Here is a 24,922-nt window from a genome sequence, read left to right on the forward strand (position 1 = left end):
ATCAATTATTTAATTTAAAAAACCTGATCGGTTTATTATTGAAAGCTACAGCATAAATTACCCCTGTGGCGGTTTTAATTGTTTTGATATCCCTCACTTGTCCGCGTAACAAAAACCCGGATGATACCGGCGAAATGCTTTTCAAATTCCTGTTGTTATCCAGCAACATCATATCACCATAGTCGGCATCATACTTGCCCTCGTAAGGCAGTACACCATTAAAGTTACCGCCACTCAGAATACCCTTGTTATTCCCAGCCGAAAATATATTTAAACCAAAAAGCGGAGCCATTTGTGCCGATGCAGGAAATGCCCTGAACTCGAAATTACCTTCTCCTTTATTATAAAATACACCCGACTGAAATGACGCGGCCTTTAATGGTTTATTATCGTTTAACGAATCGCCAAATAACTGTTCAACAGTTTTACCGGCAAAGTCATGATAATATAGAAATTTCTTTTTAATAAGCGGAACCTGGCGCTCAATATCGCCCTTGCCCAAAAATGTATAATATTCTTTGTTAACACAATATGCCACTATAGGATCAATGGTACCGTTCTTGTCCAGATCGGCCAGGTACAGTTTCAGCGGGGCATCAATAGTTGGTTTAAGTTTTGAATTACAGCCATAATTGCCTGCCAGTATATCTGTTTTACCATCACCATCTACATCGGCCAGTACTATACGCTGCCACCATCCACTTAGTTTATCCATGGAGTTTTGCTGCCGCGTTACTAATTTGCCTTTTTTGTTCAAAAAAAGCTTTACAGGCATCCACTCGCCGGCCACTACGAGATCGGGCCATCCGTCGTTATCCAAATCGGCAAAAGCGGCAGAGCGCAGCATACCTGCATGTTTCAGCTCTTCGGGGATAGCTGCCTGATGGTACACACCATGACCATCATTCATTAATAAATATGATTCAGGAATTTTGCCAAATGCCAGATTATCCGGCGCGCCGCCTACAAAAATATCGGGATAGCCATCATGGTTAATATCAGCAACGGCAACTGCAGATTTATTTGACCTGATGACCGGAATATTGGCCGACCGGGTAAAGTTGCCCTTACCATCGTTCATGTACAGCCTGTCGGCCAAATCAGGTTCGCCGTTTCTCAATTCGTTACCACCGCTTGCCACGTATAGGTCGGGAAAACCATCATGATTGGCATCAAGGAAAACAGCGTCTACATCTTCACTGGCCGAATCGGTTACAAAAGCCGGCTGAGCAGATGGCTTAAAATCGCCTGATTGGGTTTGGATGAAAAGCGCACCGGGCTGGTTGCGTGCACCGCAAACATACAGGTCTTCCAAACCGTCGTGATTTACATCGGCAACTGCCATTCGTGGGCCTTCGGCCGATAGCATATGCGGGATAAGTGGCTGCTGGTTAAAATCTACGAAATCATTTTCCCGGTGTTTCCAGTTGATGTGTATATCACTGGTGATCTCTTTAACAAGCGGTTTTGCCGCAGGGAAAAATTGCTGGTAGTTGAATTTGCCGCCCGCATTCCGTTGATCGATAGTTAATTGTTGATTTACCTTTACGTTTTTTAATACCTGGTACTTTTGGTTGGGCCAAACAATAAGTACGCTATCTATTTGCTGCTTTTTATCTAAACCAAAATGCAGCCGCGGTTCCACCGATGATTGAAAGCCACGGGTCAGCATCAACTGTTCGTACTGTAGTTGTCCGCCGCAAAAAACGTAAGCCTTGGTACCAATGCCAAAACCATTATCCTCATGCCCCGTAAATTTGAGGGTTAAGTAATTAGTTTTAGGAGAGTTATTTTTGTAGATGCCGGCTTCATGGTTTACGTTATTGGTTACCAGATCAAGCCGGCCATCGTTATTCAGATCAGCATAAACTGCGCCATTGGCCAGGTTGGTATTACCAAAGCCCCAGTCAGCGCTTTTATCGGTAAATTTTTCGCTGGCATTGCCTTTAAATAAATAGCTGTGCACATCGCCCAAAGGCATTTTATCAAGTACGGTACTGTCATACCCTGCTCCGCTATTCAGCATACCCTGTACCCTATCGTTTGATACATAAACCACATAGTCCATATCCAAGGCCCTGCGTTTAATGCCGTTGGCTATGAATAGATCTTTGATACCGTCGTTATCAAAATCGGCCAGTAAGGGGCTCCAGCTCCAATCGGTAGCAGCAACGCCATCCATCAGGGCTACATCGCTGAAAGCCTCGCCATTACCCAGGTTTTTTTGCAGAGCATTGCGCGAGTACTGATCCTGAAAACCGTTACGGGTTATTTTAAATTTATACTGATCATATGATTCATCCCCTCCATAACTTTTAAGTGTGGTTTCCTCGCCCGGTAACATATCGGCAGTTACAACATCCAGCTGACCGTCATTATTAAAATCGGCCATATCGTTACCCATACTAAAGCGGCTGTAATGGTTGAAATGTTTAATACCCGATTCGGTAAATGTGCCGTTATGATTGTTGATGTAGTAATAATCGTTTTCATGAAAATCATTCCCCACATAAATATCTTCCCAACCATCGTTATTTACATCACCAACCGCCACACCAAGGCCATAACCCAGCGCGCTGCTATAAATACCTGCTTGTTTGGTTACTTCGGTAAAATGATTGTTTTTGTTGATATAGAGCCTGCTGCCTGCCAGCTTGTTATCCGTTTTGCGCATAACGGTATCGCCGTAAACTGCCACGGAATGGTCTGACTGGTTAAGCAGGAAACAATCCAGTTTGCCATCATGGTCATAATCAAAAAATACAGCCTGGGTAGAGTAGCCCGAAAAGTTAAGCCCATACTCGGCAGACCGTTCTGTGAATGTACCATTATGATTGTTGATATAGAGCATATTATGCCCTTTCAGATTGAGCTTTCCGGCCACTGCACATACGTAAATATCCAGGTAACCATCATTATTAACATCGGCCATGGTTACTCCGGTGCTCCAATCGGCGGTACCGGCAATACCTGCTTTGGATGTAATATCCTCAAACTGATAATTGCCTTTGTTGAGGTAAAGTTTATTGCAGCCCTTTTGATTGGCGGTAAAAAACAGATCGGGCAGGCCATCATTGTTAATATCGCCAACGGCTACGCCCCCTCCGTTATAATAATACAGGTAATCCAAAATACCTGGACGATCTTTATCACTGATCCGGTTTACAAAATGGATGTTGGTTTTTGCTGAAGGTAGTTGCTCAAAAAGCGGTGGTACAACAGTTTTTTGCTTACATGAAGTTATGCCTAAAAACAGTATTCCTAAGGCGGCGAATAGTTTGTGCTGCATTTGATAAGCTGTATTAAAGTACGGGGTAATTGATCTGCATATTTACTGAATCTGTGTCGCTTGCCGGTATCCTGTTATCGAGGTACCGTTCAAACGGAGCTATCTGCTTTGACAGGGAATGATCCTGAATATATTTTTCCATAGCGTTGTAAAGTTTTTGCCTGTCGCTGTATTTCCCATTAAAATCACCTACCAGCATTTTACCACCGGGCATACGCATACAAGTAATGTTAGCAGTGGGCTGTATTTGTTTGTTTACGGGAATACCGACCAATACCTGTACGGAATCGGCCTGATGCGGATAATAAGAACAGGATAAGGGATGAATGGCTTTGGCATTGTTTTGCGCTATAAAAGAATTCAAATCTTTTACAGCCCTATTGATTTCCGGAAATTTATTTTGGATAGGAACTGTTTCCTTTTTAACGGCGATGTAATTTTCGGCAACATCTTTTTCAATGATGTTAAAACCATAATATATACGTGCATTCTCCATAAAAGCTTTCAGGTTCAGGACCAGCGCGTCGGGTTTTACAGATGGTTGTACCTGAGAGATAAGCCATTTAAATACATTGGTTGGGGCGTCAATAGCAATGATGGCATAATTATTTTTGATGCCGGGAGCAACCGTGTAGAAACAATTATAACTCATGGGGCCACAGATTGTAGCTGCACTAAAAACATTCGCGCTAATAGCAGTAATATTAAAATCTTTGCCAGGATTGAATTTTGGAGTTTTCGTTTGATTGCCACCAGCCAATTGCTGGCATACATCAAAGTAGTTTGATTTGATATCAACACTGTTGTGTTGTTGAAATGGGATAAAGCCTATAATTATGAATAATATGAAAACAATTATTGCTTTTTTCATGGTGTAACTAAGAACTGAAATTTTATTAGGTTATAAATATTTGATTACTTGCATTGCCCACATTAAACAAAAAACAATGGAACAGTTATTAGCTGTTCCATTGTCCTTAATTGGTTTATATCAAATATATTAATTAATAACCCGGATTCTGTTTTAACAGAGGGTTAGCAATAATTTGCAGATTAGGAATAGGGAATATAAAAGTATGGGTATCCGGATCCTGAGTTTTACCCGGTAAGCGGGCACCAGTCCAATATTTAGTTCCGGTTGCTACCTCAAACCTGATTAAATCATTTCTTCTCCAACCTTCCCAAGCCATTTCGCGGCCACGTTCAGCTAATAAATTATCGAAGGTCAAATCAGCTGAAGTCCATTCAGGCACTCCGGCTCTTCTTCTGATAGCATTAACCAGCGTAAGTGCAGTATTGGTGTTGCCAAGATGCATATCAGCTTCAGCCTTCATTAAATAAGCATCGCCCAAACGGAACCTTACGCCATCATTACTTGAATTTGGAAATGAACCAGCCTCTGGCGCATATTTAATGCTACGTGCTCCAGCAAACTTAAAGCTATCGGCAGGGTTTGATAATTCGTTAATATACGGGCTCAGGAAAACTTTCAAGCCGGTTCCTTTATCTGTTAAAGGTGCCCCTGCCGAACTATACTGCTGCCCTACAATGAACATTTTTTTACGTGCATCAGCATCTGTGAATGAAGTATAGAATGCCCTTGGAGCAGAAAAGCCATTATAAGGCTGGCCTAAAAGGTCAAAGGTAAACTGGCTGTTGTAGTTTAATGAATAAGCTTCTATCTGGTTACCGGTGATATTAACCTTATCAAAAGGAATAACAAAGATATTTTCAACCGATCCTTCATTAACAACTGCAAAGTTATCCAGAAAGCTTGGTTGTAAACTGTACAGACCTGAACTAATTACAGAATCGGCCGCAGCGCTTGCATTTGCCCAATCAGCTGTGCCTGTGTAAACCTGCGCATTCAGGTAAAGCTTGGCTAACAACATAAAACCACCATGTCTGGTCATGTGACCATAATTGCTGGCTGCTTTTACTGACAAAAGCGGAACATTTGCTTTTAAATCATTTATCAAAAATGTATATACATCTTTACGTGCAACTGTGGTTACTTTGCTCGGGTCGGTATTAAAATCGGTTACCAAAGGCACATTGCCATACATATCCATTAAATAAAACAGATAATAATCGCGCATTACCTTAACCTCGGCATTGATATTATCAATATTGGCCGGCTTGGTAGGTAAACCATTTAATATGTTTAATATGAAGTTAGCTTTACTTATACCTGCGCTCAGGTTACCCCATGCATCGTTGAAGGTTAGCACATCAGCAGTAAAGGAGTGTTTCCATAAGGCCTGCCATTTGCCGCCATCAAACCAGTCGCCACCACGTGTCGGAACAATCATTTCATCAGACGAGGCTTCATTTGCCTGAAAAACACCTTCGGTTTGCAACGGTGTTAACGCGGTATATACCGGCGCCACACCTGCTGCTATCTGAGCTGGCGTTTGATAAAAGTTACTTGTCGGAACATCATTATATACGTTTTTTTCGAGTTTCTTACACGAAACTATAACGCTGCCCATAGCAATCATGGACATCGTAAATATTAAAGATCTATTTCTTTTCATCTCTTTTAAAGTTTTAATTACAAACAGTTTTTAACTATTTGAATGAAACATTAGTTCCAAAAGTAAATATGCGCGTTTTTGGATAGTAGCCATTACCGTTGTAGTTGGCATCAATATATGCCAGGCTACTGCCAGCAACAGTAACTTCAGGGTCAAGACCACGGTATTTGGTTATCACAAATACGTTATTTGCGGCAACATATACCTTTATGGCACTAAAGCCCTTTACATTTTTAAAGCTGTATCCTAACGATGCATTATCAAGACGCAGGAACGATGCACCCTCTAACCATCTGTCTGATGATACCGGAGCATCTGTTACACCGTTTGTTAAAGCCTGCTTGGTTGTATTTGTTCCGGGCAGGCGGGTTACGGTTTCAAAGTTCAACAAGGTGTTGTTAAATATTTTTTGGCCGTATTTACCTCTGAAAAAGAAACTTAAATTCCAGTTTTTGTAAGTAAAGTTGTTACTCAAACCATAATCAAACTTATTACTCGGATCAATATAGTACTTTTTAGGTGTACCGTTTTGAGCTAAAGTTTGTCCGTCAAACAATTGATTTCCGGCGGCATCATGTCCTGTATAATGTGTTAAGTAGAATAAGTTTGGTGCATAGCCCGGCCTTAAGTATGTAATAGGATCGGCACTTAAACCACGGCCTTGTGCATAACCAACCGGAATTTGATCAGTTGTGATTTGGTTACCATTATAAGTTCCGGATAAGCTGGTAATTTTGGTTTTGATGAATGCAATATTACCATTGGCTGTCCAGTTTAAGCCGCTACCAGTAAGTATTTGTGCAGTAAGAGCAATTTCAAGTCCTTTATTAGATAATGAACCTACGTTAGCTAAAGTAGTATTGTATACGTTTGGTGGCGTAGGCACTGCATAGCTGTACAAAAGGTTTTTAGTTTTATCATTATAATAGTTGATATCACCTGTTAAACGATCGTTAAAGAGCGAAAAATCAATCCCGATATTTCTACCATGTCTTTCTTCCCATCTCAAATCATTATTTGGATTTTGAATAGGAGAGTAACTTAACGGATAAGTTTTAGTTACCGGATCATAATAGTGTGTAGGGGTACCTCCTGGCGTTTGCGAGTTAACCAAACCTAATGTAGAATATGGTGAAATACCATCAGAGTTACCTACAACACCGTAGCCTCCTCTTAATTTTAAATCATTTATCCATTCAACATCCTGCAGGAAATCCTTTTTTACGCGCCATGAAAACGCAAATGAAGGGAAATAACCTACCTGGTTATTTGAACCAAATTTATTTGACTCATCTCGGCGAATAGAGGCTGTTAAGTAATACCTGCCATCGTAATTGTAATTGACACGAGCCAGATTTGATCTTAGTTTGTATTCACTTTTGTATGAACCAATATTGTTAAAAGCCGATATACCGCTGCCTAAGTTATTATCAAGGTTTTCAGGCACCAAAAACTGCTGGCCACCTGCCGAGAAATTACTGTAAAGGAAATCGTTATACTCACCAACTAATGTTGCTGATAAAGAGTGCTTACCAAAGGTTTTATCATAGTTAATATGCACATCACCTTTGTAAGAGTTGGTATTATAGTTGGTATCAGTTGCTAAGCTCACGTTGCCCTCATCTGGAAACTGCGGTTTGAAGTAGTGCGCCTGAACATTATTACGTGATGTTGCACCAAATACACCTATTTTAAGGCCTGGGGCTAAAGTATAATTGATACTTGCGTTTATCAGTGTAAGGTATTCATTTTTAGTATTCAGTATTTGGGTTAGGTGTTCAACCGGGTTGGCCTGGTTAAAACCGGTAAATGTGTAAAATGATCCGTCATCTTTATATACCGGGTAAGTTGGTGGTGCGTTAAACACATATCCAATACTGGTATAGTCAGTTAATTTACGAGTAGTATTTACGTTTGAAATACCGAATTGAATATCAAGCTTATCATTCAGTGCTTTTTGCTCAGCGCTAAAACGTACGCCAAGTTGTTTTTTGCCGCTGTTGATAATTACACCATCCTGGTTTTGATAGTTTAAAGATGCTCTGTAATTGAATCCGCCGGTGCCTCCTGATACAGCCAGATTATGGCTTTGTGTATAAGCTGTGCGGGTAATTGCCCTTTGCCAATCTGTATTGCCACCGCCTTCCAAGCTTGGTTGAAAAGTAGGTAAGGCCCTAACGTCCGCTGCGCTTAGCAAATCAAAATATTTGCTTTGTTTGGCCACACTTCCATAACCATTATAGTCAACCTGTGCTTTACCGGCGCTACCTTTTTTAGTAGTTACTATAATTACACCGTTTGCACCTCTTGAACCGTATATAGCTGTTGCTGATGCATCTTTCAAGATGTCATAAGTTGCTATATCACCCGGAGGAATATTTTGAAACTGGGCCGGATCATCTAACTGGATACCATCAACCACAAATAACGGCGATTGGTTTCCTGAAAGCGATGTTTGACCGCGCAAGCGTACAGTAGCAGTTTGGTTGGGGTCACCACCACCCTGGGTGATAACCACACCAGCTACTTTACCCTGAATCTGATCTAATGGGTTGATAATAGTACCCTGGTTAAAGTCCTTGGCCGAAATGTTTGAAACGGCACCTGTGAGGTCCTTTTTACGTGTAGAACCGTAACCAACGCTTACTATCTGCACTTCACTAAGTGCGGTAGCACTACCTACCAGTGAAATGTTTACTAAGGTTTTCCCGGTTATATCTACCTCTTGCTTGGCATAGCCAATAAATGATACTACTAATGTGGTTGTTGAAGCTGGTACCGATAATTTATAATCACCATTAGGCCCTGTATTAGTACCAACAGTTGAGCCTTTAACAACGACTGATACACCCGGCATTGGTGTACCATCGTGCGAGTCTGTAACTTTACCAGTCACTACTTTGTTTTGAGCCATAACGGGCACAACAAAGAAGCAGAAAATGGCAAAACAGCTTACTTTAAGTAAATTTTTTAGCTGCATAAATTTAGTTTTAGTGTTTACTTGGTTTGAATAAATGTACTTAATTAATTTATAATAATAAAATATTAATTATTATATCTCATTAACTATAAATTTAACATACTGGTAGTTAACCAATAGTTATTATAAAAGGTTTGATTTAAGGCGAATTGTAAGTATTTGTATATTTCAAATTCATATTTAGGTTATTTATTTCTCAAAAATTCATCACGCACAGGGCATTATTATGCTGTAGCAGCAAATACTTTCAAAACAAAAGATCAACTTCTTTTGCTATGTCAACGCAGCCAACAGGCGGCCTGCACGAAAATTTTATTATTAAGGGTTTATACGTTTGTGTTGGTATCGGTCATTAATCATGGTCAATAAACAATCTATTAACCTTGGTTTAGCATGATTATCTACAAAGTAATATGTAGTACGGGATATTACCTATTTTTTTTTACAAAATATAAATTTTTATAGGTTTTTAAAAATTCAAATAACTAAAAATCAGATAGTTAAAAAACAAACAAAGCTAAAAAATATAAATCAAATTTAACCCTTTTTAAGGCGTTTAATTTAAGCTGAATCATATTTTAGCCTTTTGCCGATTTTCATTCGGCTTTATTCAGAACGTCGATAGCTTTTATAGCCATTATCTTTTGGTCAAACTGATCACTTGAAAGTACAGATTTTGCCTTAATGCGCATCTTATACACGTATATGGTATTAACTGAGTATTCTAAGATATTGGCGATAGTTTCATTATCATTTATCCCCATTCTGATCAGGGCAAATATCCGCAGATCGGTGTTAAGCACTTCATGGTCCTTGGGCCATATCTGATCTTCTTCCTTAAACAATGAATTAAAAACGGTAATGAAATTGGGAAATATTTTCAGGAATATGTGGTCAAACGTGTAGAATAATAATTCGCGTTCCTTTTTTATGTTTATTTCATTAACTGATACCTGTATCTCGTCATATTTTTTGACTATGAGTCTTCTTTCTATGTTTCTTTTCAGTTTTTCCAGCTTTAAAATATATCCCGATATTACATTGAAGAAATAACCTATATACTCTTCTTTAATGCGCGTATCTTCAATCAACTTCTCATTGATGCTTTCTAACTCGAGGTTTTTTTCTTCAATGATCTTTTCCTTAACTTTTAGTCGTTTAAGCTGATTAAATATGATGAATGAAACCAACAATGCTAATATGGAAACGGCGGTTATTGATAATAAATAAACCAGGAATCTATTTTTCTCCTTTTCCATCAATATCAGTTTTTGGGCGGCTATAACGGGCAAAACAGCCGCGATCTTTATCTTCCGGAGCCGCGCACCATAATATTCAGCATCATTCATGGCCTGGTTTACAAATATGTAGGCATCAATCATATTACCAGATTTATACAGCTGTTCACCAAGCCTGAAACTTGCCGTCGTTTCTTTGGTTGATGATCTGATATCATTAATGGCGCCCTCTATTAGCAGATTAATGCGTTCCTCAGCTTGCGAGGGGTTTAAATAAAAAAAACTAAGACCGGTAGCCACCATAGCGCGCTGATGAGTGGTTAGTTCCTTACTTTTTAACAGCTGAATAAAATATTCTGAGGGTTTTCGGGTATCACCTGTTCTAAGTTGTTTATTGCCTTTCTGCATTAAAAAGTCAAAAGAACCAGACTTGCTGAGCATAATTGCCGAATCAAGATATTTGCTTGATTCGGCATTATCTAAAGGTGTATAATAGGCGTTATTATCATATTCGGCCAAATCAGAATAAGCCCGCCCTTTAAGGGCATAGTATTCAATTTTTAAATTTGTATTTAAAAGTTGTACGTTAATATCATTTAAACAATCAAAAGTCTCTTTAAACATTCCGGCCGAAAGTAAAATGAAACCAAGTTTCACTTTACACTCGTTTTGCTTAGCCCCATCCTTAAGTGTATTACTTATACCCTCCATTTTATGGATATACACATAAGCCGAATCAAATTGATATACCTTATATTCTTCGTAAAGATTGCTGCTGAGCTGGTATTTTGAATTATAATTTGATGCTGGTAATGCTGCCAGTGAGGCTTTCAGCTTTTTTATACGGGCCTCTTTCTGATCATCATACACATTTTTCCTGGCAAGTTCCCTTTTAAGGTCATTAAGCAAACTATCTGTTTTTGACGATGCTGAAGCTCTGTATCCAAAAATTACTAATAATAAAACAGGTAAAAAAAATCTCATAGTAAACCAATTAACTTTTGATGAGGCACTGCAACTCCTTAAATCTATCAAAAAGATACTTGTTGCACTTCAACTTCATCAGCAGTAAAAGAATAAAATTGTTTCAAATAAATGTTATAACTGATCAACCTGGTAATGGTTAAGAAGATGGAGAAGCACACCATTAGTCCATCCAAAGCCATCCTGCAGAGGATACTCTCCCCCTCCGGCTTTTACTTCCGTATCTAACACATTATATTTTTCCATAAGCTTTCCTGTGGCATCAAAAACACGGATATTGGTACGGATCCATGCTTCGGCTACAGATTTGGCCAAACCGTCCTGATGATAATTTTTTAAACCATCAATAGCCATGTATTGCAAAGGCGCCCAGGCGTTGGGGCTATCCCATTGCTGGCCCGATCTGTTAAATGTTGTAACCAAACCTCCCGGCTTCAAAAATTTAATCTTTAATTGTTGAGCCATTATCGCAGCTTGTTTGGCGCTGGCTATTTTAAATTCAAGTGCAAATACACCGGCAAGGGTTTGGTGCGGTGTAATATGTTTTTGCTGCCAGTTATAATCCATAAACCAGCCTGTGGCATCACTCCAGCTATATTTTTGAATTGCCTTTTTACGCTGCTGTGCCTTAGCTAAATAAATATTGTATTGCTTGCTATTATTTTGTAGCTGGTAAGAGCGTGCTATAGAAAGCTCCAGGTAATATAGCAAGCAATTTAAATCAACCGGAACTATGTTTGTTGTTTGAATGGTCGACAGCTTACCCGAGGTGTCAAACCACCGGGTACTAAAATCCCAGCCAGATTCTGCCGCCGCGCGAATGTTCCGGTAAAAATCAGCAGGCATTTGCTGGGTTTCCTTTGCTGCTTCAACGTCCTTTTTAAATGATTCTTCACGCGGTTTATCAGAGTCGTCCCAATACCGGTTCATTAGTTCGCCACCGGACATGCGCACAGCCATACGATGAACCTCACCTGGTTTTAACTTATCTGAGCCCTCCATCCAAAACTTGTACTCTTTAATAAGCTGCGGCTGATATTTGATCAGCACACTATCACCCTTCTCTTTCGCCAACAGGTTAAGCATCAAGGAGAAAAAAGGAGGCTGCGACCGGGTTAAGTAATATGTTCGGGTACCATTGGGTATAAAGCCATATTTATCAATCAGATAAACAAAATTATCAATCATGTTCTCAATAACCTGTATTTTATGGCTCTCCCGCAAACCAAGCATGGTAAAGTATGAATCCCAATAGTAAGTTTCGCGAAAACGGCCTCCGGGAACTATAAAATCATGCGGTAATGGTAATAGTGAAGAGTATTTTGAAACCGTATCATGCCTGCGGTATAGCACCTGCCAAAGGGTATCTATATGTTTTCGTATACCCTTTGATATATCACTTTTAAAAACATCGTTGTGTGTACCCGGAATAAGAAAGTTAGCATCTATAAATTGTTTCAGATCAAATTCAGGAGTATTTTTCTGTGTGTCATAATCCTTCATGATCTCCTCCGGGCTACGCTTTGGTACAGCGTCAACAAATACTTTATTATCCGGAAAAATATTGGATAGTTGTACAGCCTCAAACAAGCCAGGGTATAATTGTCTTGGTGTTAGGGTTTGAGCGTAAACAAATAAAAAAACAAATAACAGTAAAAATGTTAAAAATGCTTTTCTCATAATAAAGGTTAACAGTTAAAATAACGGAATCATGAAGATAAAGAAAAAGCTTATAATATGATTAAAAAGGCCAATAATTAGCATTTTACTATACAAGCAAACAATTATTAGCGCGCCTGATTAAAAACATGCTCACATTACTGCAAATACGTTAAGTATCATGAAGCTTTCGGGAAGATTCTGGCTTTTATAATAAAACGATGATCAATTCATACATAGCCAAACAAGCCATTAATAGTAAATTGCTGTTCCGTTTTGTACAATTCTGTGTTTTGCCGGCATGTTATTTTTGATGATTGAACTTCAACAAAATCAGAACACATGAATATTGCAAGTAAACAATTTAAAGCCCTGCATCAACAAACAGAACCTTTGTTATTGGGTAATGTATGGGATGTAAAAAGCGCTGTTATTTTTGAAAAACAACAATATAAAGCCATTGCAACATCAAGCATGGCCTTAGCAGAAACATTAGGTTATCAGGATGGTGAACAAATGCCTTTTGATGAGTACCTGCTGATCATTAAAAGGATCAAGGCCTCTACGTCAATTCCTCTGTCTGTAGATTTAGAGGCCGGTTACAGCGAAACTGAAGAGGCTATAGTTAAAAACATTAAACAGCTTCATGATTTAGATATCGCAGGCATCAATATTGAAGATTCCGTAGTAAATTCTTCCGGCCGCGCTATTCTTAATGCAGAAGCCTTTGCCCAAAAACTGAAAGGTATTACAACCAGGTTAAAGGCTATTGGCATTGATATTTTTATCAATGTACGCTGCGATGCCTTTTTACTCGGCCTCCCCAACGCCTGTGATGAGGCTGTTAGCAGGATCAAGCTTTATGAAAAATCAGGTGCTAACGGTATATTTTTACCCTGTATTACAGCAATTCCCGATATAAAAACCACTGTAAATTGCACCGGACTACCCGTAAATGTAATGTGCATGCCCGGCCTCCCCGATTTTGAAGTGTTAAGTTCATTGGGGGTAAAAAGAATAAGCATGGGTAGCTTTTTCAGCGGCGCGGTTTTTAAGAGAGCCGAAACGCTTGCACAAAACATCAGCAGGGAAAAAAATTTTTCAAGTCTGTTTTAAATCAGATTTCTCATAGCATTACCAAACAGGTAAACATTATTATTGCAAAAATGATGATAAGTTAGGCTAACATCATTTTTGCAATATATTTTGGTATCAATTGCATATTATATCCATCTTTAAAGTTGAGTACTCAATCAGTAATTATGGATAAGCAGCAAATCATATTAAATGCCTCTTTAAAACTATTTGTAGCACATGGCATTCAAGGCACTGCTACCAGCAAAATAGCTAAAGAAGCCGGTGTTGCCCATGGATCTGTTTTCACTTATTTTAAAACAAAGGATGAGCTGATCATAGCCCTTTATAACTATACCAAAAAACATTTTCGCGCCTATCTGGCCGAGCATGTTAAGCCTGTTCAAAATATTAAGGAGCGCTTTTTTGAGTTGTATTATCACTCCGTACAGTGGTCGCTCAAATACCAGGACGAGTATATGTTTACCCAGCAGTTCCAGTACTCGCCATTGTATAATTTACCTGAGGTAGGCGAACCTTCAAAACAACTAAGTCCCCTCGTTAACTTATATAATGAAGGCCTGCAAGCGGGCGAGCTCAAAACCGTTCCGGTTGATATGATCAGGGCTTTATTCATGAGCCAGATGAGCGGTACATACAATTATATCATACAGGCAGGCATACCCGCAAAAAAACAAAAAGAGATTATAAGCGATACCTTTGAAATGCTATGGACAATGCTGGCACGCTAATAATGCACAAACCAGATCTTTTGCAAGCATAACATTTAATTTTCAACCCACCCTGAAATTGCATTTTGTTCAATTAAGTGTCAGTTATTTTTTACATTATTGAGTGACTACTCACTCAATAATGTATTACTTTTGTATTGTTAAATAAAGCAACAAATAGATTATGGACTTACAACTTAAAGGAAAAAGAGCCCTAATAACCGGATCATCATCTGGTTTGGGCGAAGCAATAGCACACTTACTTGCGGCAGAAGGTGCATCGGTAATTATTCATGGCCGTAACCAGGAGCGTGCAAACGCCGTGGCCAACGCGATCAGGGCTAACGGAGGTGTAGCAGATGTTGCCATAGGCGATCTGGCAACGGATGCGGGTGCTGATGCCGTAGCATTAGCCGCGCTTGAAGGTGGTGCTATTGATATACTTGTTAATAACGCAGGCGCCTATCATCATATGCACTGGATGGAGGCTACTCCTGAAACATGGATGGAAACCTATCAATTAAACGTATTATCAGGTGTACGTATGATACACCGCATTTTGCCGCAGATGCGTACGCTGGGCTGGGGCCGTATTATTCAGATAGGCGGAGGCTTAGCCATACAACCAATAGCCATGCAGCCGGATTATAATGCCTCACTGGCTGCCCGCCATAACCTTGCCTTATCACTCGCCCGTGAATTAAAAGATACAGGGATAACCTCCAATGTGGTTTCGCCCGGGGCCATACTGGTACCTGCGGTTAAACAACTTTTGTTGGATATTGCACCGCGCTTTGGTTGGGGCGAAAGTTGGGAAGATATTGAAAAGGGTGCAGCACGGGATCTTGTACCAAATGATATAGGCCGATTGGGCAGGCCCGAAGAAATTGCCGGTGCTGTGGCTTACTTATCAAGTCCGTTTGCCAATTATATTAGCGGGGCTATTTTACGGGTAGATGGCGGTACTATAAGGTCTGTTTAAATAGCTTTGTAAAAAAGACTCTAATATTAATCCCCATTTTTGGGGATTTTTTGTTTAGGCATATTCAGTCTCTCTGTATTGTAAAAGGTGATGAGCTACACATGTAGTAACTGTCACCAACTACTAAACAATAAAGAAAGTTGACCATGAGCATTTTACATTCTTTCCATCATAAATTTCAGTTATTGATTCTTATCTATATTTACGATTTTTAACAATGTTGTTTAATGTTAACCGCCGCTCCCATTTTCTTATAATATTATTAAGAAGTGGGAGTTTAAACAATATAAGCCAATAGCCAATTTAAATCCTAATTCTATGAACTTTAAGGTAAAAACAATCATCCTTTCCTTGGGGATTATCACTGCAATTACAGAAGTTAACGCTCAGGACACGCCCGATAATGGGCTCATCAAAAATCAGGCACCTGTAACCAATGCCCTGAATTATATCAACAAGCTTAAACCTATCACCTATGAATTTAATCGTGATAAGTTCAGCCGGGCCAACCTGCCTGCCGGAAATCAGTTTGGTTTTGGTGCCGAAGATTTAAAAAATGTTTTGCCAGGCGCTGTGAGTACCCATAATAAATGGTATAGCACTGGTAAAAATAACCTAAAAGCAATTGAAACAAATATCGTTGATATGCAACAACTGGTACCGCTGCTGGTTGGAGCTATAAAAGATCAGCATGCAGAAATTCAACAACTAAAAGCGCGCATAACCCAGCTTGAAGAAAGCAGTATATCAAAATGAATTAGTAATAAGTTTAGCTAATTGTTAAACGCGACCTTTGCAAGGCCGCGTTTTTGCTTTTAGTTCTTTTAAAGACTCAACATAAGCTGAGCATGAGTGTGATTATCTCCTGAATGAGCCCAAGCTAACTTTCACACTGCAATGCCTCTTGGCTTATTATTTTATTTACACCAATACAAGGAGCAGTCATCTGATTAAATAAGCATATCGTCGAGACGTAGAAACTCATTTCAGCTTGAGGGTGGATGGTACAAAAAGCCCCGGAAAAATACATCTCCCGAGGCTTACAATAAGGGTAAATTAAAACAGAACCGGAACGGTTATGTCGGCGCGTGATATTTAAATCAGGAGCACGAAACTTTTCCGGTGCATATATCTATCAAGGGGTCATTGAATTGCTACTTTTTTAGAGGCTGATTGTCCGCCCGATTTGTTATACTGAAACAGCCAGCCAAATTTGGGTTGCTGAACCGACAGGTATTTTAAACCCAGCGGAAAGCACAAACCAAACAGCGTATTAAATACAATGTGTACTAAAGCATTATCAATATGCAGTATTTTCTGTAAAAAGATTCTGAAGCCCGCGGTAAAAAGCACATGCGTTAAAAATATGATCATTGAGTTTTCGCCCAGAAAATTCATTACCGTTTTTGATTGGGTTTTCACCGCATAAAAAGATATCTGCATAACCAGTAAAGTACCCAACAATTGTGTATCTAAACGGTTAAACCAGGTCCATCTTCCATAAACGAAATATAGATACTCCGCCCCAATGAATAGCACAAAAGTTATAAGGATGATGATTTTACTCTCCAACAGATATCTGAGGTAATTCAGATGACGAGCCAGTAAAATTCCGAAATTAAAATATATAAGGTTTTGGAAGGTTTTATCAAACGATCCTAAATTAGGTTTAAGTATTAAAACTATAAGCCACACCAGGCATGACAACAGCAAGCCATATTTTCTTGATATACGATAAAGGCCTACATTAATAACATTAATGAAAAACAAAGCAAATAGAAACCAGTAAACAGACCGTGGTATATAAAGGCAAGTATATAAAGCCTTAGCCGACAGGCCTGTATTTGTTTGACCGGAAAAAAGAACCTCAAATGCAGTTTGTATGAGCGACCATATAACAAATGGATAAAGAATAGTTTGCAGTTTATTGATCAGGAATTTCTTTTCATGATGCTTATCTAAGCTCTTTTCAAAAAAGAAACCTGATAAAGCAAAGAACAACGACATGTGAAAACTGTAAATAAAGGTAAACAGCGGGTTAATGATATTTAAGTTTACCGGCAGATGCGCCTCCCTTGCACCAATAATGGCGTGTCCTAACACGACAAGAATAATTCCCAGGCCTTTTGCATAATCAATCCAATCTACTCTTATATTTTCTGATCTCATTTGTTGTACTTTTTACGCTAACACTTATGTATAACTATATAATATTCCGGCTTATTTCTTACGCCTGTTAACATGGCATAAATTTAAAAACGAATGGTCTTATATGTTAATAAATAACGGTTAGTTTTAGCTTATTACAGCTATATAATTGTTGCTAATTATACTTAATAAACCTGTTGGGAAGATGGTAAAACACAGGCAGAGATTTATAGGAATCGGGACTTACTATCAAATTAAAAGGGGACGCATTTTTCATACGTCCCCTTGTTAAATTTTAAGGCACATAACTCTCACATCTGTACCTTAATTATGAAAAAATAAACTTCACATAAACTTATACGTATAACATTTTCAAATGTTATACGCACATTAAAATAAATAATAAGATTTTATGACTTAAGCTTATAAATTGATTTTATATACGAATGTAGTATTTATTTACAAAACAATAAAGATTTAATAATAATTGACTCAAAAATGTGGCAATTTGTACCAAAATGGGAAAAATCACGACATTAATACTAATTATAACAATTACCCAGGTAAAATTCTCTTATTAAAAAATAGCCGATTTCTTACCTCAAGGAATAAAAAAAGGGCAAAAAGCTATAATGCTTAATGCCCTTTTTATTTTCAACTATTAGTCCCTTTTTTATCAGCCGTTAAGGAACCAATATTTTACTTTCCCAAACTTGTCCTGCTGTTCTTTTGGCTGTATTATGAAATATTTGATATTGCTCTCTGCTATAAACATTAAGTGTAATATTCTGATCTACTTCAGGAGTGATCTTAATGTCTAAATCATATTTAGATTGATAACGGAACACATAAGTTGCCATTGTGCCGTCAACATCAAAATCATTTATCTTATCAATATCGCCGAAAGTAACATGGCATTTCTTTTCGCAGTCAACGGTTAATTTTCCGTAGCCGTAAAAGCTAACGTCATCTACCTGGGCAGCACTATTCTTTTTACAGCCCGATAAAGAGGACAGTGAAAGTATAGCAACAGCTAATAAAAAATAGCGTTTGGTAACTGATGAGCACTTAAGTAATCTGATTGGTCCTAAGTGCGCGAGTGAGGAGTAAGTTCTGTTCATGACGGTGTTTTTTTAAATTGTTAATATTTGATTTCAATAAAGTTTAGCAAAGCATTCCCGGGCCAACAGGTTGACAGCGCCAATAACTATTTATGATAGTTTTAAAAGGCAATACCAATTTGTGTTACCAGGGGTTGTAGTCCAATAAATTGTGAGGCAGAGTTTTTATTGATTATTGTGTAATTGATATCCTAATTACACAGCAATTTTAGAAGTATATAAAAATGCGGCTTGTTCAATCAGATCATCCGAATTAACGATGAGCTGAGCTGGCTGATTTAGTATAAACAAACAATGATGATAACCTAAAATTTGAGCTAAATTTTTGATTTTGTTAAACAATACGCTTTCCCTGCTTTCATGCAACTTGATATAAACAATAAGCGAGAGCAGCCCTTTGCCTGCATTTTCGTTCCTTTTTATCAAAAAGAAGTGTTCAACAGAGGTTAGCATCTTTTCCGGAAATTGTTTTATCATTGGTTCTTGTTCACACAGCTCATAAATTGTTTCGCATTTTTTCAATTGAACCTGAAGTTGATCTTGCAGATTTAGCAATTGTTGTTTTGAAGCGACAAAATTTTCGTGAGCCGACAAAACTGATAAAAACATAATCAGATCCTTTTTACCGGCATAAACATTATTAAGCTCGGTTAGCAACAATTGTTTAAAGTGGCTATCCTCAATGGTTAAGTTTGATGTGTTCGGAAAGGCTAAGTTTGTTTTCATGTCAGGATGAATTAGATAAACTACATTTCAATAAGGTTTACTTTTAAATTGAACATGAGCTTCAATGCCTGTTCAATGTGATAAAGATGTGATTATTAGAGAAATAGTGGGAACCTGTACAGGCTCACTTTTTGGCTACAGAGGCCCATGTTTAAATACACCTATTAATACTTCGTTACCTTAGAGTTATATTTTTATTAAGCAATAAATTGAATAATTACTTATTAAGCATTAAATCTGAGTTATTACTCATTATTTGCATCGAAGCATCAATCAGTATTTAGCTATATTTCAGGCTCTATCAAAATCGGGACAGATCTTCCCAGGTTCAACTTAACATTTCGAATAGTCTACTATTTTGATCGGGTTTAAGTTCTTTTAAGATTGAAAATTTGTTAGGAAAGCAAAATTTCGATCGCTAATTATAGATTAAAATTTCACAACTCCTATTTAAATAAATTCACTCCCTGTAAATTTAAAAGCAAAAAAACATGTTTTTTAAGCATTTCTACCAAATATAACTTAGGCCAAAAACCTGGCATTGCCGTTTCCTATAGGTTAACACTATTTCCCGTTTTGCTGACAGTTACATGTGTTGTTAAAATAAATTAGCATTTTTGGGTGTTTAACACATATCAGCATAGCTGAAATTTGTTAAAAGGGTGAACTAATGTTGGCTATCAGCAAAAGTAGAGCTGGTGAATTGCAATCGAATTCATGGTATATTATATGGCCAAATTAGTATTCATAGTTAATAATAAAATATCATAATTGAAATCAGGCAAGAGGTTTTACACCAATAATAACAACATTTTTACAAAGGTAAAACCTGGAGGAATAACTCAAAATTGATGAATCTGGCTTTTTTTATAAAGAAAAAGGCAATTTTTTTTCAAATAAAGTGTGGCTGATTTTTTTTGAATGTAAACAGCTTAGGAACAGTACTTTTAGCTGATACAAACATTAATTTTTTTTGTTCTTTGAAAGGCTTTTTTTGCGAAATTTTCATTTTAACGCCCAATCCAATACAACTTTTTTATATTAATTAGCGTTTAGTTAATCTAAATGTAGATTTTTTTAACTTTTAAACAACCCCCTTAAGTAATTATTTATGAAACTTTACAAAAAAATAATCCTGGCAAACTCATTATTATTAGTATTTTTTTCATGCAAAAAAGAAAATAATATAGAGCCTGCTCCTTCGGCTGCAGCGGACGTGCAGACGGTGGATGCTACAGCGACTAACAGCGTTGTAGCAGCAGCAGTTATTACAAATTTAAAATCTGGCACCTCTAAAACTTACAATCAAACAACATTAGCTACTAACGTAGTTTATTACACAGACAGAACTTACAAAGTAACTTCTGTTCCTTCAGCTTTATCAGGCGGCTTGTTAATCAGAACAGCTTGCGATGATAAAACAAACACATCTTCAAATCTTACTTTTACATTAACACAAGCCGCAACAGTTTATGTTGCTTATGATTCCCGTGCAAATTCCTTGCCAAGCTGGCTTAATAGCTGGACTAAAACAAGCTCTACTATAGGTATAAGTGATGCCGATGTATCTAAATTTAATGTTTACAGCAAAAGCTATGCTGCTGGCTCTGTATCATTAGGTGCAAATATGGCTGCACCGGCAAGCGATGTTCATTGCAACTATGTAGTTGTAGTTAAAACAGGAGCTGCTACAACTGATCCGGGCGATGCAACTGCTCCAGTTTCTGGCAGCTTCATGTTAGGATTAAACATGCACTCTATGGGTAATTCAGCTTATTCGCCGGTAAGCATGACCAATCAAATGGCTATGCTGAAAAAAATGGGTATGAAAGTAGCCCGTCAAAATTTCACTATCAATAGTGATGGCTCTGTAGCAAACCAATCAAGCTTTATTCAATTGATGAATGCCGGAACTGCAAGTGGCATAACCACACTGGCAATGATCAACGTTACTAAAATCAATTACAGCGCTTCCGAAAGCACAAACTACAATGCTGGTAAAGCTTTTGGTGCAAACATCGGTGCTAAAAACGCTAAGTATTTTACTTACTACGAATTAGGTAACGAACTTGATAATAAAGCAATAAACTCTGGCGATGGTGATGTTGCATCAAACTATAACAGTACTAAATTAAAGACAACTGCGGCCTATTTAAAGGGCTTGGACGAAGGTATCAAATCAAAACAACCCGGAGCCAAAACCATGATTGATGGTAGCTGGAAACACTTCTACTTTTTACAATACATGCAATCATACGGTGTTAAATTTGATATCGTTGCATGGCACTGGTATTCAGACATGGAGAGCGCTACTGCTAAATCAATGCCTGATATCACTAAAAAACTGTCAAGCCTGTTTACTAAACCTATCTGGTTTACTGAAGTTGGTCAACGCTGGAAAAACGTAAGCAACATTGATCAAATTCAAAGCACATTTACCAATGCTTTCATCAAAAAAATGAAAGCTAACAGCCAGGTGAAAGCCGGCTTATTCTACGAGCTTTTTGATGAACCTGCCAGAACCGGTGCAGAAGGACATTATGGTTTTGTAAAATGGACAAAACCTTACAGCTCTTGGGCTTACAAAACTGTAGCTACAAGCTTATTTGTTAACTAAATCACTCTAATTCTTACAGTTCAAAAAAAATCTTCATAGGACAAGAAGCCGCCCCCAAAAAGGGCGGCTTTTTGTTTTTAACTAAAGTTGCAACAAAAAGTGCCCATCATTTTACATTTATGACCCATTAAAATAAATTTCTATCCAACAATGAGTACAAACACTTATATTAGCTTTGTTTAGAGTGAAATAGCAAAATTCACCATCGTATTACAAGTAACAAACGGTTGCCTGAATACGGGTGTAAGTATCGGTTACCATAATACCAACTTATGTTATTAAAAAGAACTATAACATGTACCTGCCTTTTAATTTTATTATCAGCAGGCGTGTCAAAAGCCCAGGAATCCTTTCGCTGGGGCATAAACGGGCATCCGCTCACCCAATTTGATTACAATAAAAACACCTGGGACCAGCAGATCTCCTTTTTAAAAGATCTTAAACTAAACACCTATAGAATTGATGTTCCGCTGAACGCGCAGGGCCTTCCTAAAAGCGAAGCGGCATTTCAAAACATACTTGATAAACTAAACTCCAATTCCATTACTCCATTTCCTGTATTGATAGTTAGCGGCCTATCGGGCTTAAATGCCGATCAGGTTTACGCGCTGTGCAACAATCAGGGAAAAGCTTTTGGTTTAAAATACGGCAAAAATCTTCCTTATGTTGAAGTTGGGAATGAAGAGGATAATAAAATAATTGTTTCTGGAAACGGCACTAAAGCCGATGATTTTGATGCTGATAAAGCTTCGAGGGTTATAGCAAAGCTTAAAGGGTTTATTGATGGTTTAAAATCGGTACAGCCGGACATTAAAGTTAGCCTATCATTTAGCTGGGTGCATTTTTACTACCTAGAAATGCTAAAGCAAAATAATGTGAATTATGATATAGTAGGTTGTCATTGGTATTCGAATATGGGAGGGGGCGACATAACGAATGCAAGTCAGTTTGGTAATGTTTTAAAAACGGTTAAAGACCGCTTTAATAAAGATATCTGGATAACCGAATTTAATTACTGGAAAGGAACCAAAAACGGTGATTATACTAAACAAGCAGATTATTTAGGCAAAAGCCTTAAAACCATTATAGCGTCAAACCAAGTCAAGGGCTTTTTTATCTATGAGTTGTTTGACCAAAATTTTATAAGCCAACGCTCACAAGACGAGGCTAATTACGGTATTCTGAGCAAAAGCGCATCTTCTGCCGATTATCAAAAAAAGGATGTTTACCTGGTTTATAAAAACTTCATAAACGCGAACGTAAACGCCAATAGCAGATAAATAACAAAGCCTGATTATTATTATTTAGGGATAAACGGGCTTTACATTTTCAATGTAGTAAACGTTATCCTGATAATCGTAATTACTGCCCGATTGGCCCAAAAAGTCGCCTCCAATGATATAACTATTCGGAATTTCCTTTCCTTCTAAATCCATCGCTTTCCATATTCTGAAGGCGATCTTATTTTTAAAATTTTTCTTTCTATCGGTGTTGGATGTTCCCATTAACAAACCAAATTCTTGTTGAGGATCAAATGATGTAAAGCTGATATTTGGGCCGCTAAACATTTTGGGCAATAATATTTGATTGGCACTCGGATCATTATAAAACAATTTTGTTACCTGGGTATTGTCTTTATAATAATATCCAAGGGTATCCCCTTCCTTACGTGAATTGCGCGAATGATAAGCCGCAAGTTGTCTTATTTTTACAGGACTATTTAAATCGGCTTTTTGAAAATAAGATGCTGCTATTTCATCAGTATTTGGAATAAGTGCTTCGCCTTCAGATCGGTTGTCATAATACTTAAACCCAATATTCGTACTGAAGTTAAGCGTGTTCAGCATTTTTTGCAAATCTGGCTCCCAATCTCCCTCTGCCCTGTATTGCCATAAGCCGTTTAAATAAACTTTCTTAATTGGCTGAGCCCTGTCATTGGTGTAAAGATAAAGCTCGTCATTCACCCTTAAACAGCTGCTCTGCAACGGCCATTGATAATTCATTGATTTGGCAAAACGTAGTATTTTAAACTGCATGTTAAACAATGCGGCCCACCAAACAGTCTCAGTTCTTTTTTCAATGGCTGCAGCGGTAAAAGTAACCGTAACATCGGCACTGTCATTGGCGTTTATAATTACCGGGAATGCGCTCTTATCAACGTGAAGCTTGTTTATCTTGCTTATCTTCCATAACCCACTGGTTGAAAAAACCGCTTTATTGATGGTTAGCTTATCGTTGCTGTTGTTTTTAATACGCAGCGTAACCTGGTCATGATCCTGTTCGTTCTGTTTCTTTAAACCCAGGTTTGCTACCGCTTTCCACTTATTGCCAAGATGGGTAAAAACCAAATGATCATTACTCAAAAAATCATCTCTGTTCTCGATCACAACATGCTCACCAGCAGATACCACATGAGGTGCATGGTTAGATGCCAGATAGAAATTGCTTTTTTGCCTTTGATTGGTTACTTCGATATTTTTCTTTTGGCTCAGTGACAAATTATAGCTGATCTTTAATGCACAACCTAATATCAGGTTAAACAGGATACAAACCACCAAAATGATTTTACGGGCAATTACTTTCTTAACAAAGAAGAATATAATTACAACTACAATCAATAAACCTATACCAATAATAACTGGTAATAAAACATTCAACAATGCGCCAAGCCCGTCCAAATTTAAATTAACGGACGTTGATATAGCCTCAGCAGCTATAATGCTTAGCAACAGAAATAATAATAACAAACCAACGGGAAGCTTCTTCATAGTTTTAAAACTGAACGGATAAAAAATTGACAATTGAAAAAGTTCTTCTCATAATTTCAAAAGGCAAT

Annotated in this window: 16 protein-coding genes; 6 read left to right on the forward strand and 10 right to left on the reverse strand. The window is 37.9% G+C overall.

Going from position 1 to position 24,922, the window contains the following annotated elements; genetic code table 11:
• Position 1: 1 nt before the first annotated feature.
• From QWZ01_RS18830 to treA, 6 genes are all read right to left on the reverse strand, one after another.
• Positions 2–3,289: a VCBS repeat-containing protein gene (locus QWZ01_RS18830; RefSeq protein WP_290326014.1), complete on the reverse strand. Its 3,288-nt coding sequence runs from the start codon at positions 3,287–3,289 to the stop codon at positions 2–4.
• Between the two features lie 13 nt (positions 3,290–3,302).
• Complete coding sequence (locus tag QWZ01_RS18835; protein WP_290326015.1) at positions 3,303–4,160, reverse strand: GyrI-like domain-containing protein; 858 nt, start codon at positions 4,158–4,160, stop codon at positions 3,303–3,305.
• 133 nt (positions 4,161–4,293) lie between these two features.
• Positions 4,294–5,826, reverse strand: coding sequence for a RagB/SusD family nutrient uptake outer membrane protein (locus QWZ01_RS18840; RefSeq protein WP_290326018.1), 1,533 nt, complete (start codon positions 5,824–5,826; stop codon positions 4,294–4,296).
• Positions 5,827–5,860: 34 nt separating this feature from the next.
• Positions 5,861–8,806 carry a SusC/RagA family TonB-linked outer membrane protein gene (locus QWZ01_RS18845; protein ID WP_290326019.1) on the reverse strand — a complete coding sequence of 982 codons (2,946 nt, stop codon included), beginning with the start codon at positions 8,804–8,806 and terminating at the stop codon, positions 5,861–5,863.
• Between the two features lie 596 nt (positions 8,807–9,402).
• Positions 9,403–11,028, reverse strand: a complete 1,626-nt coding sequence (gene susR / locus QWZ01_RS18850) for a SusR family glycan utilization regulator (protein ID WP_290326021.1) — start codon at positions 11,026–11,028, stop codon at positions 9,403–9,405.
• A gap of 114 nt (positions 11,029–11,142) precedes the next feature.
• Complete coding sequence (gene treA, locus QWZ01_RS18855; protein WP_290326023.1) at positions 11,143–12,708, reverse strand: alpha,alpha-trehalase TreA; 1,566 nt, start codon at positions 12,706–12,708, stop codon at positions 11,143–11,145.
• Positions 12,709–13,029: 321 nt separating this feature from the next.
• On the opposite strand from treA, the gene QWZ01_RS18860 reads away from it, so the two are divergent.
• From QWZ01_RS18860 to QWZ01_RS18875, 4 genes are all read left to right on the forward strand, one after another.
• The gene (locus QWZ01_RS18860) at positions 13,030–13,803 is read left to right on the forward strand and encodes an isocitrate lyase/PEP mutase family protein (protein ID WP_290326025.1); all 774 of its coding nucleotides are present in this window, start codon (positions 13,030–13,032) and stop codon (positions 13,801–13,803) included.
• A 146-nt stretch (positions 13,804–13,949) separates the two neighbouring features.
• Positions 13,950–14,513: a TetR/AcrR family transcriptional regulator gene (locus QWZ01_RS18865; RefSeq protein ID WP_290326027.1), complete on the forward strand. Its 564-nt coding sequence runs from the start codon at positions 13,950–13,952 to the stop codon at positions 14,511–14,513.
• 163 nt (positions 14,514–14,676) lie between these two features.
• On the forward strand, positions 14,677–15,474 hold the full coding sequence (locus QWZ01_RS18870) for an SDR family NAD(P)-dependent oxidoreductase (RefSeq protein ID WP_290326030.1): 798 nt from the start codon (positions 14,677–14,679) through the stop codon (positions 15,472–15,474).
• Positions 15,475–15,792: 318 nt separating this feature from the next.
• Positions 15,793–16,230 (forward strand): tail fiber domain-containing protein, encoded by a 438-nt coding sequence (locus QWZ01_RS18875; protein WP_290326031.1) that lies wholly within the window; start codon positions 15,793–15,795, stop codon positions 16,228–16,230.
• A gap of 387 nt (positions 16,231–16,617) precedes the next feature.
• Here the strand turns inward: QWZ01_RS18875 and QWZ01_RS18880 are convergent, their stop codons facing one another.
• The 3 genes from QWZ01_RS18880 to QWZ01_RS18890 all read right to left on the reverse strand — a co-directional run bounded on the left by QWZ01_RS18880 (position 16,618) and on the right by QWZ01_RS18890 (position 19,403).
• Positions 16,618–17,643: an acyltransferase family protein gene (locus QWZ01_RS18880; protein ID WP_290326032.1), complete on the reverse strand. Its 1,026-nt coding sequence runs from the start codon at positions 17,641–17,643 to the stop codon at positions 16,618–16,620.
• A gap of 662 nt (positions 17,644–18,305) precedes the next feature.
• Positions 18,306–18,743, reverse strand: coding sequence for a hypothetical protein (locus QWZ01_RS18885; RefSeq protein ID WP_290326034.1), 438 nt, complete (start codon positions 18,741–18,743; stop codon positions 18,306–18,308).
• A 195-nt stretch (positions 18,744–18,938) separates the two neighbouring features.
• A complete protein-coding gene (locus QWZ01_RS18890) occupies positions 18,939–19,403 on the reverse strand; it encodes a hypothetical protein (RefSeq protein WP_290326036.1) in 465 nt (154 codons plus the stop codon).
• A 1,177-nt stretch (positions 19,404–20,580) separates the two neighbouring features.
• Here QWZ01_RS18890 and QWZ01_RS18895 point away from each other — a divergent pair.
• Both QWZ01_RS18895 and QWZ01_RS18900 read left to right on the forward strand, forming a co-directional pair.
• Positions 20,581–22,086, forward strand: a complete 1,506-nt coding sequence (locus QWZ01_RS18895) for a glycosyl hydrolase (protein WP_290326038.1) — start codon at positions 20,581–20,583, stop codon at positions 22,084–22,086.
• A 272-nt stretch (positions 22,087–22,358) separates the two neighbouring features.
• On the forward strand, positions 22,359–23,366 hold the full coding sequence (locus QWZ01_RS18900) for a glycosyl hydrolase (protein WP_290326040.1): 1,008 nt from the start codon (positions 22,359–22,361) through the stop codon (positions 23,364–23,366).
• Positions 23,367–23,390: 24 nt separating this feature from the next.
• On the opposite strand, the gene QWZ01_RS18905 is transcribed toward QWZ01_RS18900, so the two are convergent.
• On the reverse strand, positions 23,391–24,854 hold the full coding sequence (locus QWZ01_RS18905) for a hypothetical protein (RefSeq protein ID WP_290326042.1): 1,464 nt from the start codon (positions 24,852–24,854) through the stop codon (positions 23,391–23,393).
• Positions 24,855–24,922: the final 68 nt, after the last annotated feature.

This window comes from Mucilaginibacter aquaedulcis (assembly GCF_030409325.1).
GTDB lineage: Bacteria > Bacteroidota > Bacteroidia > Sphingobacteriales > Sphingobacteriaceae > Mucilaginibacter > Mucilaginibacter aquaedulcis.